Origin of the sequence: Mesorhizobium sp., assembly GCF_004963255.1 — a bacterium.
Taxonomy (GTDB): Bacteria; Pseudomonadota; Alphaproteobacteria; order Rhizobiales; family Rhizobiaceae; genus Mesorhizobium.
Genome location: NZ_SUGA01000005.1, coordinates 115,353 through 129,381 on the forward strand (window position 1 = coordinate 115,353; position 14,029 = coordinate 129,381).

Here is a 14,029-nt window from a genome sequence, read left to right on the forward strand (position 1 = left end):
TCGAGCGAGATGCGGGGCGCAAGTCCCCATCATTGCTGAATTGCCCGCGCTCCAAACCAGCGGCAACCGCCGGTACCGCTGTCATTATACGGCCTCGGTCTTATCCGCCAGTGTGGCGACCCGCACCCGTTCCAGCGCCATTGCCACGATTTCGCTTGCCCTTTCATGGCTGGCGGCCTCGGCATAGCAGCGAAATTCGGGAGCGTTGCCGGAGGGTCGCAGATGGATGATCTCGCCGCTGGTCATTAGCGCTCTCAGACCGTCGGTCTCATCTACATCCGCCACCATGCCGAAGGGCGCCAGGAACCGCTGCAACGCGTCGCGGTCGGCGAGCTTGCGCATCAAGCCGCGCGATGTCTCGACCGGGAAGTTCTCGAGCCGCTCGCTGGCGCAGACCGGAAGGTTCCAGGTTTCACGCAGGTTGGACAGCGATTTCCCCGTCGATGCCACCGTGCCCAGCACCGCCAGGATCGGCAAGAATGAATCCCGTGTCGGCAGCGCCGACAATATTTTGCCATTCACCAGGCAGTCGGATCCCAGCAGAACTCCGCCATTGGCTTCGAAGCCGACGATGATGCCGCCTGCCTGCCGCGCGGCGTCCATTCCCTCGATGACGAAAGGCGACCCGACCTTCGTTCTCCTGACGCTGAACCCGAACGCTGCGGCTATGCCCGAGTTGGAGGTGACCGGCGTCACCACGACATCGGCCTTGAGGAAGAGCGCCGTGGCCAGCCCGATCAGGTCACCGCGGAACAACTCGCCGTTTTCGTCGATGACAAGAGGGCGGTCGGCATCGGCATCGGCCGAGACCACCGCGTCGAATTTGAACTCGCGCACCCAGTCCCGAACCTTCGCCATCGTTTCCTGGCCGACGGCCTCGGTATCGACAGGCACGAAAGTGTCTGATTTGCCGACAGGGATCACATCGGCGCCGAGGGATCGCAGGACCTCGACCAGCAGCTCCGCCGCAACGGTGCTGTGCTGGTAGACGCCGAGCCTCATTCCCGAAAGGGCGCCAGGGGGCAGGATGCCGCCGACACGGTCTCGAAAGGCCGCGAGCGCCTGTTCATGGCCGGCTTGCCAGTCCGCATAGGTCGGCGGCCAGGGATATTGATCCGACAGCTCGGCGACATGAGCGGTGATCGCGGCCTCATCCGCCTTGTCGATCTCACCCTTCGGTCCATAGAACTTGATGCCGTTGCGGTCGGCGGGGATATGCGAGCCGGTCACCATCAGCGCCGCGGCGCCCTGCCGGCGGGCATAAAAGGCCAGCGCCGGTGTGGGGATCGGACCGCAATCGACCGGCTGGAAGCCGGCCGCGGCCAGCGCCGCCATGCAGTCGTGCGCGATTGCCGGGCTGCTGTCGCGCAAGTCCCGCCCCACGAAGACCTTGCCTTGCTCAAATCCGGTCGCCCGCAAGCGCCGGGCAAAACCTTCCGTATAGAGTCCGCTTGCCCTTCCGGCCAAATCGGAAGCCAGACCCCGAACACCGCTTGAGCCGAATTTCATCAGTCTGCTTTTGCTGTTGGACGTTGTCGCTGTTCACTGGAAAGAGCCCGGCTGCCTCCGGCTGTCAACAGCAAACAACTCGAAATCCGCGTCTTTTTCTAATGTCCCCACACCGCCAGTTCATTGCCGGCCGGATCGGTGAAGTGGAACCGTCTGCCGCCGGGGAAGGAAAAGATCGGCTTGACGATGGTCCCTCCGGCGCTCTCGACTGCGTCCAGCGTTTCCTCGAGGTTTTCGGAGTAAAGCACGGGCAGCGGTTTGGCCGGCGCTTCCCCGGCATCGGCCTGGAAGCCACCATCGAGCCCTTCGGCGAAAGCGGAATAGGTCGGGCCGTAGTCGGTGAACGACCACGAAAAGGCGGCGCTGTAGAAGGATTTGACGCTGTCCAGCGTGCCGCCCGTTGCCGGCAGTTCCAGATAGTCGAGTTTTCCGTTGAGTTTCATCACGCTACTCCACTATGTTCCTGTTATGTTCTATAACGCGCCATACCCTCCGGCAAGTCTTTTTGACGCAGCTTTTGCTTAATCGATTGTAGTGCCTGGGAGCGCTGGCCGGTGCCTTGCCTTTCGCACTGCAGCATCCTATCGCTCGGATTGCGAAGGCGGGGAACCGGGCCATGGTCCGGCTGTTTCTATCTTCCTCGAACTGGAGGGCAAGCATGACCAAGTGGGTTTACACCTTCGGCGACGGCGCCGCCGAAGGCCGTGCCGGCGACCGCAATCTTCTCGGCGGCAAGGGTGCCAATCTGGCCGAGATGTGCAGCCTCGGCCTGCCCGTGCCGCCCGGTTTCACCATCACCACGGAAGTCTGCAACGCCTTTTACGCCAACGGCCGGGCCTATCCTGATGGGCTCGAGGCGGATGTCGTCGCCGCTCTCGACCATATCGGCCGCATCACCGGCCGCCGGTTCGGCGATCCGTCGAAGCTGCTTCTGGTCTCCGTCCGCTCCGGCGCCCGGGCGTCGATGCCCGGCATGATGGACACGGTGCTCAATCTCGGCCTCAACGACGAGACGGTCGAGGCCCTGGCCGCCGATTCCGGCGATGCCCGCTTCGCCTATGACAGCTACCGCCGTTTCATCCAGATGTATTCGGACGTCGTCATGGGCCTCGACCACGAAGTGTTCGAGGAAATCCTCGAGGACCAGAAGGCGAGCCTCGGCCACGAGCTCGACACCGAGCTGACGGCCGCGGAATGGCAGGGCGTCATTTCGCTCTACAAGGCCAAGGTCGAGGAAGAGCTTGGCAAGCCGTTCCCGCAGGACCCGCACGAGCAGCTCTGGGGCGCGATCGGCGCCGTGTTCTCGAGTTGGATGAACAGCCGCGCCATCACCTATCGCCGCCTGCACGACATCCCGGAAAGCTGGGGCACGGCGGTCAACGTCCAGGCCATGGTATTCGGCAATATGGGCGACACCTCCGCGACCGGCGTCGCATTCACCCGCAATCCCTCGACCGGCGACAGGCAGCTTTATGGCGAATTCCTGGTCAATGCCCAGGGCGAGGACGTGGTGGCCGGCATCCGCACGCCGCAGAACATCACCGAGGCGGCGCGTATTGCCGCCGGCTCCGACAAGCCGTCGCTTCAGAAGCTGATGCCCGACGCCTTCCAGGCCTTCGTCGACATTTCCGACCGGCTGGAAAAGCACTACCGCGACATGCAGGACCTCGAATTCACCATCGAGCGCGGCAAGTTGTGGATGCTGCAGACCCGCTCCGGCAAACGCACCGCCAAGGCGGCGCTGAAGATCGCCGTCGAGATGGCGAGGGATGGCCTGATCACCAAGGAGGAGGCGGTCACCCGCATCGATCCGGCATCGCTCGACCAGCTCCTGCACCCGACCATCGATCCGAAGGCGGCGCGTGATGTCATCGGCATGGGCCTGCCGGCCTCGCCCGGCGCCGCCACGGGCGAGATCGTCTTCTCGTCCGCAGACGCCGAGGACGCCAGGGCTCAGGGACGCAAGGCGATCCTGGTGCGCATCGAGACCAGCCCGGAGGACATTCACGGCATGCATGCCGCCGAAGGCATCCTCACCACGCGTGGCGGCATGACCAGCCACGCCGCGGTGGTGGCGCGCGGCATGGGCAAGCCCTGCGTGTCGGGCGCCGGCTCGCTGCGCGTCGACTACAAGGCCGGCACGCTGGTCTCGATGGGCCAGACCTTCCGCAAGGGCGACGTCATCACCATCGATGGCGGCAACGGACAGGTGCTGAAGGGCGCGGTCGCCATGCTGCAGCCGGAGCTTTCCGGCGATTTCGCTGCCATCATGGAATGGGCCGACGCCGCGCGCCGCATGAAGGTGCGCACCAATGCCGAGACGCCGCTCGACGCGCGCATGGCGCGCTCCTTCGGAGCCGAGGGCATCGGGCTTTGCCGCACCGAGCACATGTTCTTCGACGGCGACCGCATCGTCGCCATGCGCGAGATGATCCTGGCCGATACCGAAAAGGACAGGCGCTCAGCACTCGATAAGCTGCTGCCGATGCAGCGCTCGGACTTCCTCGAGCTGTTCGAGATCATGGCCGGCCTGCCGGTGACGATCCGCCTGCTCGACCCGCCGCTGCATGAATTCCTGCCCAAGACCGAGGCCGAGCTTGCCGAGGTGGCGAGCGCCATGAATGTCTCGGCCGACAAGCTGCGGCAACGCACCGAGGCGTTGCACGAGTTCAATCCGATGCTCGGCCATCGCGGCTGCCGGCTCGCCGTCTCCTATCCGGAGATCGCCGAGATGCAGGCGCGCGCCATCTTCGAGGCAGCCGTCGAGGCCGGCCGCAAGGCCGGCGCGCTGGTGGTGCCGGAAATCATGGTGCCGCTGGTGGGCCTGGTGAAGGAGCTGGAATACGTCAAGGCGCGCATCGACGCGGTGGCGCAAAGCGTCATGCAGGAGACCGGCACCAAGATCGACTATCTCACCGGCACGATGATCGAACTGCCGCGCGCGGCGATTCGCGCCCATGTCATTGCCGAAGCCGCCGAATTCTTCTCCTTCGGCACCAACGACCTCACCCAGACGACCTTCGGCATCTCGCGCGACGACGCGGCGTCCTTCCTTGAAACCTACCGGCAAAAGGGCATCATCGAGCAGGATCCGTTCGTGTCGCTCGATGTCCACGGCGTCGGCGAACTGGTGCGGATCGCTGCTGAAAAGGGCAAGGCGACCCGGCCCGGCATCAAGCTCGGCATCTGCGGCGAGCATGGTGGCGATCCGGCTTCGATTCGCTTCTGCGAGGAGGTCGGGCTCGACTATGTATCGTGCTCGCCCTACCGTGTGCCGATCGCCAGGCTGGCGGCCGCGCAAGCGGCCGTGGCGGCGGCGAAAGGCGCCGCCAGACGCGCCTGAGACGGGCATCCCGGGGAGCGGCACTCGCAGGGACCTTACGGTTTTGTATGGAATGTCACGCGAACGTGCGCGTCACGGCCCTGAATCTCGACACCGTTTCGAGGGAGTTTCCGACACCGAACTTTTTGGTGTCAGAAACCCATGTTGCAGATTGCCCCCACTGCTTTCCGGTCGGTCCTTGTCCTGCAGACCAAATTCATCGGCGACATCGTGCTTGCCTCGGCGCTGGCGAACAACCTGCAGCTCGCATATCCGGGCGTCAGGATCGTGTTTCTCTGTGAAACGCATTTGGCCGGCTTCCTGACGGCCCACGGCATTGCCGCCGAGGCTATCCCCCTCAGCCGCGCCAGGATGCGTGGCTCGCCGATCGAGCGGGGACGCGAGCTCTTCCGCGTGGTGCGGGAATTGCGGCGGCATCGCTTCGACATGACCATCGATATCACCGACTCGAAAACCTCGCGTCTTATTTCCGGGCTGGTCAATGCTCCGGTCCGGGTCGGCTATTCTCCGACGGAGCGGCCTCTGCGCTGGCATGAACGCCAGCCCGCCACTGTCAGGATGAAGCCCTTCGGATTTGGCAAGAAGCACTTTCTCTACCGCTATCTGTCTCCGTTGGAGGCGCTCGGCGTAGACCTGCGCGTCAAGGCCCCGGCCATTCGACCGCTGCCATTCGAGACGACCCGCGTCCTGGCTTTGCTGGCCCGGCACCACATCCTCCCAAACGCCTTTGTAGCGGTTCACGCCGGAGCAAGTTTCGCCGGGCGCCGCTGGCAGCCGGAGCGCTTTGCCGAGGCAATCGACAGGATTGCCGGCGAGACAGGCTTGCGCGTCGTCCTGGTCGGCGGGCTGGACGAAAACGAGGCGACCGAGAGGATTGTGGCCGCGGCGAAGACGCCTGTCGTCAATCTGGCGGGCGCGTTGCGGCTGGAAACCCTGCTTGCGCTGCTCAGGCAGGCGCGGCTGTTTCTCGGCAACGAAAGCGGGCCGATGCATATGGCGGCCGCGGCCGGCACGCCGGTTGTCGGCCTGTTCGGCCTGACCAATCCGGTCCGCTGGGCACCGGTCGGCGTGCCCAGCATCTCGTTGCGGCCATCCATGCCCTGCGACTGCGTCGGTGGCGACCTGTGCCGCCGGACCGATCCGAGCAAGGCCTGCTGCGTCTGGCGCCTGGAGGTTGATCCGGTGGTCGAGGCGGTGCTGGAGCTCCTGGCGCGTACCGAGGTGGTCCTGGAAGCCGCGGTCCGACATCCGCGGGAAAGCCGCCCGTCGGCCGCGTCGCCTCTTGGAGCAATTCCAGGAGAGGTCTGAAACGTCGCGCTCGGCGCATCCGCCTTTCGGTGAGACGGGAAGCCCTTTTCGGCGCGCGAGTCGCTCTGGTCCACAATCTTGCAGTCTTGTATATGAGAGCCACGTGAAACACGCGCATGGCGGCTCCACATGTCGACGTCTCAGCCCAGCTTCGTGGACTCCGATCCGTCCGGCGCCCGGACGCGGACGTCGCAGCGTCGCTCCGGCCCTATCCGCTCGATCCTGATCCTGCAAACGAAGCAGATTGGCGATCTCGTTCTTTCTTCCGCTCTGGCCAAGAACCTGCAGCTCGAATATCCCGGCGTCCGCATCGTCTTCCTCTGCGACGCCCGCTTCGCCAGTCTCCTCACCGCCAACGACATCGCCTCTGAGGTCGTGACCTTCCGCCGTTCCCATATGCGCGGCACGCCGTTGCGGCGCGCGCAGGAGCTCATTCTCACGCTGGTCAGATTGCGCCGTCACCATTTCGACATGACCATCGACATCACCGACACGCGGACGTCGCGGTTCATCTCAGGACTGGTTGGCGCGCGGCTTCGCGTGGGATACCACCCGTCCGAAAGCCCCCTGCGTTGGCTCGGGCGCCGGTCCGCCAATGTCAAGGCAAAGCCGTTCGGCTATGGCGGGCAGCACTTTCTCCATCGTTATCTTTCGCCGCTGGAGGCGCTTGGCATAGAGCTGCGCGTGCGGGATCCCGATATCCGGCCGCTGCCGTTGCAGACGACGAAAGCCCTGATGCTGCTGGAGAGATTCCACCTTCGGCCGAACGGCTTTGTCGCGGTGCATGCCGGAGCAAGCTTCCCTGGGCGCCGCTGGCAGCCGGAGCGCTTTGCCGCCGCGATCGACCGGATATCGGCCGAAACCGGTCTGGACGTCGCCCTGGTCGGCAGCCCGGACGAGAGCGACGTTGCCGAAAAGATCCTGGCGGCTGCGAAGACACCGATCGTCAGCCTGGTCGGAGCGCTCCCGCTTGAGACCTTGCCGGCGTTGTTCAAGCAAGCGCGTATGTTCCTCGGCAACGACAGCGGCCCCATGCATATGGCAGCCGCGGTCGGCACTCCCGTCGTCGGCCTGTTCGGCCTGCAGAGCCCGGTCCGTTGGGGACCGGTCGGCGTGCCGAGCATCGCGGTGCGCCCGCCCATGCCCTGCGACTGCGTCGGCGGGGACCTGTGCGAACGGCCTGACCCCAACAAGGCGTGCTGCGTGTGGCGCTTGGAGGTCGATGCGGTTGCCGATGCCGTGCTCCAGCTGCTGGCGCGGACAGAGGTGGGCTTGGAAGCCGCGGTGTAGGGCGAAAGCAAATTTTCGCGACTGCCGCTTCTGGCGCTGTTTGTCGTCCCGATTTTTGCCTAGATGCCGGTTTTGTTGAGAAGAAGTTTGTTGGCGGCACGACGATGGCCGTGCGCGGCGGGTTTGGATGGATGATGGGTCTGCTTCGAAATTCTCTTTGCGTGCTTGCGCTGTCGCTCTTGGCGGCGTCTGCCGGCAATGCCGCGACGCTTCTCGAGCCGACGCTGCATCTGAAGACCCAAGGCTCGGAAGGGGGTGGGCGAGTCGCCCTGACGCTCGACGCTTGCGGGGGAAAGACCGACACAAGAATACTTTCGGCTCTTGTCGACAATCGCATACCGGCGACCATCTTCGTTACTGGCATCTGGCTCAAGCGCAATGCCGCGGCCGTCGAGATCATGCGAGCCCATCCTGATCTGTTCGAGCTGGAAAACCATGGCGGCCGCCACATTCCCGCGGTCGATACGCCGCGCAAGATTTACGGCATAAGCAGCGCCGGCAGCCCGGACGCCGTGCAGGCCGAGGTTGAATCCGGCGCCGCGGCGCTCGCCAGCGCGGGCGGACCGGCGCCCAAATGGTTTCGCGGCGCCACCGCGGAATACAGCCCATCGGCGATCGCCATGATCCGCAAGCTGGGCTTCAAGATCGCCGGCTTCTCGGTCAATGGCGACGGCGGCTCGCTGCTCGGCGCCAAGGAAACGGCGCGCCGCATCGGCGCCGCCAAGGACGGCGACGTCATCATCGCCCACATCAACCAGCCGACGCATGCGGCCGGCGAGGGCGTGGTTCAAGGGCTGCTCGCCTTGAAGCAGAAAGGCATCACCTTCGTGCGCCTGGACGATGCCGACGGTATAGGCAACGACGGCACCACCGATTGAGCTTGCGGTGCGGCGGCTGAATTTTGGCAGCCACATCCTTCCGAGATTGACGTGAACGCCCATCCTCCGCCCTGGGACGACGACGCTTGGGCTTCGTCTGTCTCGGGTCGCAGCGACGGCCCAGCCCAATCGAAAACTCAGCCCGGTTCGGCTTCGACCGTTACCTTGCTCGTGTAGAACGCGCCGTGGTTGCGGATCTCGGTCATTTCGTCGAACGGATGTTCATAAGCCCACATGGCGTTCGTGCCGGCTTCGCCGGCCGCCTGGACGCTCCAGTAGCTGGCATCGCCCTTGTAGGGGCAATGCGTCGAGTGCTCGGTGCCGGCGAGCTTGCCGAAGTCGATATCGTCGAACGGGATGTAGAAGGCCGCCGGGTAGGGTGGTTCTGAAAGCACCTTGGCCCGGGTGGATATTGCGATGACGGTATCGCCGGCGCGCACGGTGACACTGCCGCGATAGGGTTCGACGGTGATCACCTTGTCGGGATTGCGCTGGAAGCCGGGGGCAGGGTTGGCGGGCTTGTCCATGAATGGTCTCCTGGAGCAATTCCAGCAAAAGTGCGAAGCGGTTTCCGTCCGGAATTGCGTCAAAACAAAGAGAACGGTTTGCCGTTTCCATGAAACGGTGAAACGTTCTCGCGGCAGACTTACATGTGTCGGGTGAGCGCGTCGCGCAAGCCCGCGCGGCGCGAGGCTCCATCACCATTCATTGAACGTCTGTTGGCCAGCCGTCAGGCGGCTGTCTTGAAGGCATCCATGAGGCCGGCATAGGCGGCGGCAATGCCGGCCACCGGATTGGTGCTTCTTGCCGCGGTTTCGACCTTGAGCGCGCCGCCGCTGGTCGGCAGCGTCAGCAGCAGGAACTGGCGGTTGCCCGCGTCGCCGATGCAGGCGGCGGCGACGTGCTCGCCGTTCTCGCCGTTTTCGACGCGCATCTTGAACAGCAGCGTCCCGCCGACGGCTTCAAGCGCGCCGCCGACGACTTCGGCAAATTCATCTTCGGAAACGGTCTTGGTGTCCGGCGCCAGATCGTCCAGACTTTCGGCAAGCGTGCTTTCGAGGGCTTTTTCGTCGAGCTGCGCGTCCATGCGAACCACTCCATTCGCCAATCTCACCCAGCCCGTTAACGAAACTTAACGGCGAGGATGGCCGGATTATGGCGGTTTTCCCGGTTCTTCGATCCATCCACGGGCTTCGACTTATGGCGGCTGGACAATCCGCCGGTTCGTTCCACAATGTGCGGAACAAACGACGCGAATGCGCAAAGGGGAGGAATAGATGCTCGGATTGATGCAGGAATGGCCGCTGCTTTGCCACAAGCTGATCGACCATGCCGAACGCCAGCACGGCAGCCGGGAAATCGTGTCGCGCTCGATCGAAGGCCCGATCGTGCGCACGACCTTCGCCGAAATCCATCACCGGTCGCTCAAGGTGGCGCAGCGGCTGGAGCGTGACGGCTTCAGGCTCGGCGATCGCATCGCGACCCTTGCCTGGAACACGGCCCGCCATATCGAAGCCTGGTACGGCATCATGGGCATCGGCGCGATCTACCACACGCTCAATCCGAGGCTTTTTCCCGAGCAGATCGCCTGGATCATGAACAATGCCGAGGACAAGGCGATCTTCGTCGACCTCACCTTCGTGCCGCTCCTGGAAAAGATCGCGGGCGCGGTGAAATCGCTGCGACGGGTGATCGTGCTGACCGACCAGGCGCATATGCCGCAAACGTCGCTGGCCAATGCCGTCGCCTACGAGAAATGGCTGGCCGAGGCCGACGGCGATTTCGCCTGGAAGACGTTCGACGAGAACACCGCCGCCGGCATGTGCTACACCTCCGGAACGACGGGCGACCCGAAAGGTGTGCTTTACAGCCACCGCTCCAACGTCCTTCACGCCATGATAGCCGCCATGCCCGACGCCATGGGCCTGTCGACGCGCGATGTCGTCCTGCCCGTCGTGCCGATGTTTCACGCCAATGCCTGGGGTCTCGGCCAGAGCGGACCGATGATCGGCGCCAAGCTGGTGATGCCCGGCTGCAAGATGGACGGCGCTTCAATCTACGAATTGCTCGACACCGAAAAGGTGACGTTCAGCGCCGCGGTGCCGACCGTCTGGATGATGCTGCTGCAATATCTGGAAGAGACCGGCAAGAAGCTGCCCTATCTGAACAAGGTCGTGATCGGCGGGGCGTCCTGTCCGCGCGCCATCACCGCAAAGTTCCAGGATGATTACGATGTGCAGGTGGTGCATGCCTGGGGCATGACCGAGATGTCGCCGCTGGGCACGCTCTGCACGCTGAAGCCGCAATATCAGACGCTGACCGGCGAGGCGCGGCTGGATGTCCAGGGCAAGCAGGGTTTTCCGCCCTTCGGCGTCGAGATGAAAGTGACCGACGACGATAACAACGCGCTGCCCTGGGACGGCAAGACCTTCGGGCATCTCAAGGTGCGCGGTCCCGCAGTGGCCCGCGCCTATTATGGCGGCGCCGGCGCCGAGCAGTTCGATGCCGACGGCTGGTTCGACACGGGCGATGTCGCCCATATCGACGCCAGCGGCTACATGCAGATCACCGACCGCGCCAAGGATGTCATCAAGTCCGGCGGCGAATGGATATCGACCATCGACCTGGAGAATCTCGCCGTCGGCCACCCGGACGTGGCGGAGGCGGCGGCGATCGGCATCCCGCATTCGAAATGGGGCGAGCGGCCCTTGCTGGTCGTCGTCAGCAAGCCCGGTCGGGAGCCGAGCAAGGGCGACATCCTCACCTTCATGAGCGGCAAGGTGGCGAAATGGTGGATGCCCGACGACGTCGCCTTCGTCGGCGAAATTCCGCACACCGCCACCGGCAAGATCCAGAAGACCAGTCTGCGCGCCCAGTTCAAGGATTACCGCCTGCCGACGGATTGACGAAAATGTTCGATCTTCCGGCTTCAAGCCCGCGCCAAAAACCGCTAACTCTCGGCCCGGGTTGGGACGGTACGGCGAAGAATGGCATCTATTCCTGAACGGCAGACGTCAAGGGCGGCCGGCTGGTCGCGGCGGATCGGGGCATTTTCACTCGTCCTTCTGCTCACCGCCGTTGCCGGTTACCGGCTCGGATTCGTCGAGACGCCGCCTTTCCTGTGGGTGCTTGCGGTCGTCGCGCTGCTGGCGGCGCTCGCCCTGTTGCTGGCGGGTCTCGGCCTGTCAAGGGTCTGGAGCTTCGGCGATCGCGGCGGCCGCGATCTCAGCGTCGGCGCGCTGCTGGCGCTGCTGGTTCTGGCGCCCTATGGCGTCGCCGCCTACTGGGCCACGATCTACCCGCCGCTGCGCGACATCTCGACCGATCTCGACGACCCGCCGGTTCTGGACACCAGCGACCGTACAAGCGACATGAACGAGCTGTCGCCGCCGACCCCTGGCGAACAGAGCCTGCAGGCCGACGCCTATCCGCTGGTCAGCGGCCACAGCTACAATCTGCCTTTCGAAACCGTCGTCGATGCTGTCGAAACCGTGCTCGACCGCCGCGACTGGCAGCTGACGGCGCCTTATCCCGATATCAACGGGCAGAGCGAGGCGACGATCAATGCGCTGGCCAAGGGCTTTGTGCTGGGGCTGCCGGCCGATGTCGCCATCCGCGTCACCGACGATGGCGAGCAGGTCATCGTCGACATGCGGTCGGCCTCGCGCTACGGCCGTTACGACCTCGGCGACAACGCCGCCCGCATCACGGATTTCCTCGGCGAGCTCGACCAGGAAGTCGCCGGCCAGGTCGGCGCGGCGCCGGCCGAGTGATCAGCCGGCGGGACTGAAAATGCCGTCGATCGCCGGGTCGCCTTCGGTGGCGATCAGGCCGCGCGCGACCAGATCCTCGAGATGGGCGAGCACCGACAATCCTGCTGCGCCGTGCAGCCGGGGGTCGGTGTCGCGATAGATTGCTGCGACCATCTCCCTGATCGTCCGGTCGCCGGCGCGGATGCGCTCCAGGATCGCCCTTTCACGCATCTTGCGATGCGTCTTCAGGCCGCGCATGAACCTTTGGGGCGCGGTCACGGGCCCGCCATGGCCCGGCAGCAGAAGACGATCCTCGCGCGCCAGCAGCCTGTCGAGGGAGCTCATATAGTCGGCCATGGCGCCGTCCGGCGGCGCGACGATTGAGGTCGACCAGGCCATGACATGGTCGGCCGAAAACAGGGTGCCGGTTCCCTCGAGCGCAAACACGGCATGGTTGGCGGTGTGGCCGGGCGTCAGCACGGTGCGGATCGCCCAGCCGTCGCCCTCGGTCAGCGCGTCGTCGGCCAGCGCGATATCGGGCACGAAGGCCAGGTCGGCGCTGGCGTCGAGCGGATTGACCTCGCCGATGCGCAAGGGCCGCGCCGGCCGGTGCGGGCCTTCGGCAAGCGTCGGCGCGCCGGTGCGCTCCTTCAGCCGTGCCGCCAGCGGCGAATGGTCGCGATGGGTGTGGCTGACGAAGATGTGGCTGACCGGCCGGCCAGCGATCGCCGTGAGCAGCGTATCGAGATGCGCGTCGTCTTCCGGCCCCGGATCGATCACCGCCAGCGTGTCGCGGCCGACGAGATAGCTGTTGGTGCCGTGGAAGGTGAACGGACTCGGATTTCCGGCGGTGATGCGCAGCACATCCGGCGCAACCGTGACCGCCCGGCCGTAGGCCGGGTCGAAGCTGGTATCGAATTCAAGCGCCATGCCGGATTCCTTTGCAATGCCGCAAAATGATTGCCGCCCGATACGGAAGCCAATATAGGAAATTCAATGCATGTCGCCCAAAAGTGCGCAGCGGTTTTGGGACAAGGACATGCATCAAGAAAGTTTTTGAGCATGTCGCCCAAAAGTGCGCAGCGGTTTAGGACAACGACATGCATCAAGAGAGTTTTTGAAGCCAGCAAATCAGCCACCCGATGAATCAGCCAGAATGAGGAAGACCATGGCAATTGCAACCACGATGCGTCCGCTCGTTTCTCTCACTCTGCCGGAGCGGGGCGCCGCGCGGCTCGCGACCCAGCTCTTCCTGGCGCTTGCCGGAACCCTGCTGCTCACGATTTCGGCCAAGACCAAAGTGGTGCTCGGTCCGGTCGACATTTCGCTGCAGACGCTGGCCGTGCTCCTGATCGCCTCGGCCTTCGGCCTGCGGCTGGCCGTCGCGACGCTGCTTCTCTACCTCGCCGAAGGCGCGTTCGGCTTGCCGGTGTTCCAGGGCACGCCGGAAAAGGGCATCGGCATCGCCTATATGCTGGGCTCGACGGGCGGCTATCTCGCCGGCTTCGTCGTCATGGCGGCGATTGCCGGCTGGGCCGCGGACCGCGGCTGGGACCGCAGCCCGTTCAAGCTGTTCGGCGCCATGCTGACGGCGGAAGTCGTCATGATGGCCATGGGCTTTGCCTGGCTGGCGATGCTCATCGGACCGGAAAAGTCCTGGCAGTTCGGCGTCCTGCCCTTCATTGCCGGCGACCTGATCAAGGTGGCTTTGGCGGCCAGCCTGGTGCCGGCCGTGTGGGCATTGCTCAAGCGCGGCTGATCGCGATCGACGAAAGAAGGGCCGGCGGGCAACAGGCGCCCGCCGGCCCTTTTTCATGCCGCAGTCGGATTTCGCTCGAAACCAATGCGTGCCGGATGATAGAAAGTGGAACCAGCGTCAGGAAGGAAGCAAACCCGACATTGACAAGCCGGTGCCCGAAACCTAAGCACGGGCAACTTGGCGTCGAGGC

Annotated in this window: 12 protein-coding genes; 7 read left to right on the top strand and 5 right to left on the bottom strand. The window is 64.5% G+C overall.

Going from position 1 to position 14,029, the window contains the following annotated elements:
• Nucleotides 1–84: 84 nt before the first annotated feature.
• Nucleotides 85–1,509, bottom strand: a complete 1,425-nt coding sequence (locus E5X34_RS08490; RefSeq protein WP_292563015.1) for a phosphomannomutase — start codon at nt 1,507–1,509, stop codon at nt 85–87.
• Nucleotides 1,510–1,607: 98 nt separating this feature from the next.
• Nucleotides 1,608–1,952, bottom strand: coding sequence for a VOC family protein (locus tag E5X34_RS08495; RefSeq protein WP_042641814.1), 345 nt, complete (start codon nt 1,950–1,952; stop codon nt 1,608–1,610).
• Between the two features lie 215 nt (nt 1,953–2,167).
• Between E5X34_RS08495 and ppdK the strand changes: the two genes are divergently transcribed.
• From ppdK to E5X34_RS08515, 4 genes are all read left to right on the top strand, one after another.
• The gene (gene ppdK / locus E5X34_RS08500; RefSeq protein WP_292563017.1) at nt 2,168–4,852 is read left to right on the top strand and encodes a pyruvate, phosphate dikinase; all 2,685 of its coding nucleotides are present in this window, start codon (nt 2,168–2,170) and stop codon (nt 4,850–4,852) included.
• Nucleotides 4,853–4,993: 141 nt separating this feature from the next.
• A complete protein-coding gene (locus tag E5X34_RS08505) occupies nt 4,994–6,160 on the top strand; it encodes a glycosyltransferase family 9 protein (RefSeq protein ID WP_292563019.1) in 1,167 nt (388 codons plus the stop codon).
• A 129-nt stretch (nt 6,161–6,289) separates the two neighbouring features.
• The gene (locus E5X34_RS08510) at nt 6,290–7,450 is read left to right on the top strand and encodes a glycosyltransferase family 9 protein (RefSeq protein ID WP_292563021.1); all 1,161 of its coding nucleotides are present in this window, start codon (nt 6,290–6,292) and stop codon (nt 7,448–7,450) included.
• 134 nt (nt 7,451–7,584) lie between these two features.
• Nucleotides 7,585–8,328 carry a polysaccharide deacetylase family protein gene (locus E5X34_RS08515; RefSeq protein WP_292563023.1) on the top strand — a complete coding sequence of 248 codons (744 nt, stop codon included), beginning with the start codon at nt 7,585–7,587 and terminating at the stop codon, nt 8,326–8,328.
• 137 nt (nt 8,329–8,465) lie between these two features.
• On the opposite strand, the gene E5X34_RS08520 is transcribed toward E5X34_RS08515, so the two are convergent.
• Nucleotides 8,466–8,855, bottom strand: coding sequence for a DUF427 domain-containing protein (locus E5X34_RS08520; RefSeq protein ID WP_292563025.1), 390 nt, complete (start codon nt 8,853–8,855; stop codon nt 8,466–8,468).
• 203 nt (nt 8,856–9,058) lie between these two features.
• Nucleotides 9,059–9,415, bottom strand: coding sequence for a hypothetical protein (locus E5X34_RS08525; RefSeq protein WP_292563027.1), 357 nt, complete (start codon nt 9,413–9,415; stop codon nt 9,059–9,061).
• A 190-nt stretch (nt 9,416–9,605) separates the two neighbouring features.
• Here E5X34_RS08525 and E5X34_RS08530 point away from each other — a divergent pair, with 190 nt between their 5' ends.
• Both E5X34_RS08530 and E5X34_RS08535 read left to right on the top strand, forming a co-directional pair.
• The gene (locus tag E5X34_RS08530; RefSeq protein ID WP_292563028.1) at nt 9,606–11,234 is read left to right on the top strand and encodes a fatty-acid--CoA ligase; all 1,629 of its coding nucleotides are present in this window, start codon (nt 9,606–9,608) and stop codon (nt 11,232–11,234) included.
• A gap of 81 nt (nt 11,235–11,315) precedes the next feature.
• On the top strand, nt 11,316–12,101 hold the full coding sequence (locus E5X34_RS08535) for a DUF1499 domain-containing protein (RefSeq protein ID WP_292563030.1): 786 nt from the start codon (nt 11,316–11,318) through the stop codon (nt 12,099–12,101).
• Here the strand turns inward: E5X34_RS08535 and E5X34_RS08540 are convergent, their stop codons facing one another.
• On the bottom strand, nt 12,102–13,010 hold the full coding sequence (locus E5X34_RS08540) for an MBL fold metallo-hydrolase (RefSeq protein WP_292563032.1): 909 nt from the start codon (nt 13,008–13,010) through the stop codon (nt 12,102–12,104). It lies immediately after the preceding gene.
• Between the two features lie 238 nt (nt 13,011–13,248).
• Between E5X34_RS08540 and E5X34_RS08545 the strand changes: the two genes are divergently transcribed.
• Nucleotides 13,249–13,839 (top strand): biotin transporter BioY, encoded by a 591-nt coding sequence (locus E5X34_RS08545; RefSeq protein ID WP_292563035.1) that lies wholly within the window; start codon nt 13,249–13,251, stop codon nt 13,837–13,839.
• The last annotated feature ends 190 nt before the right edge of the window (nt 13,840–14,029 follow it).

Coding starts and splice junctions, on each gene's coding strand:
- E5X34_RS08490 (WP_292563015.1), bottom strand. CDS start 1,509: ATGAAATTCGGCTCAAGCGGTGTTCGGGGTCTGGCTTCCGATTTGGCC.
- E5X34_RS08495 (WP_042641814.1), bottom strand. CDS start 1,952: ATGAAACTCAACGGAAAACTCGACTATCTGGAACTGCCGGCAACGGGC.
- ppdK (WP_292563017.1), top strand. CDS start 2,168: ATGACCAAGTGGGTTTACACCTTCGGCGACGGCGCCGCCGAAGGCCGT.
- E5X34_RS08505 (WP_292563019.1), top strand. CDS start 4,994: ATGTTGCAGATTGCCCCCACTGCTTTCCGGTCGGTCCTTGTCCTGCAG.
- E5X34_RS08510 (WP_292563021.1), top strand. CDS start 6,290: ATGTCGACGTCTCAGCCCAGCTTCGTGGACTCCGATCCGTCCGGCGCC.
- E5X34_RS08515 (WP_292563023.1), top strand. CDS start 7,585: ATGGGTCTGCTTCGAAATTCTCTTTGCGTGCTTGCGCTGTCGCTCTTG.
- E5X34_RS08520 (WP_292563025.1), bottom strand. CDS start 8,855: ATGGACAAGCCCGCCAACCCTGCCCCCGGCTTCCAGCGCAATCCCGAC.
- E5X34_RS08525 (WP_292563027.1), bottom strand. CDS start 9,415: ATGGACGCGCAGCTCGACGAAAAAGCCCTCGAAAGCACGCTTGCCGAA.
- E5X34_RS08530 (WP_292563028.1), top strand. CDS start 9,606: ATGCTCGGATTGATGCAGGAATGGCCGCTGCTTTGCCACAAGCTGATC.
- E5X34_RS08535 (WP_292563030.1), top strand. CDS start 11,316: ATGGCATCTATTCCTGAACGGCAGACGTCAAGGGCGGCCGGCTGGTCG.
- E5X34_RS08540 (WP_292563032.1), bottom strand. CDS start 13,010: ATGGCGCTTGAATTCGATACCAGCTTCGACCCGGCCTACGGCCGGGCG.
- E5X34_RS08545 (WP_292563035.1), top strand. CDS start 13,249: ATGGCAATTGCAACCACGATGCGTCCGCTCGTTTCTCTCACTCTGCCG.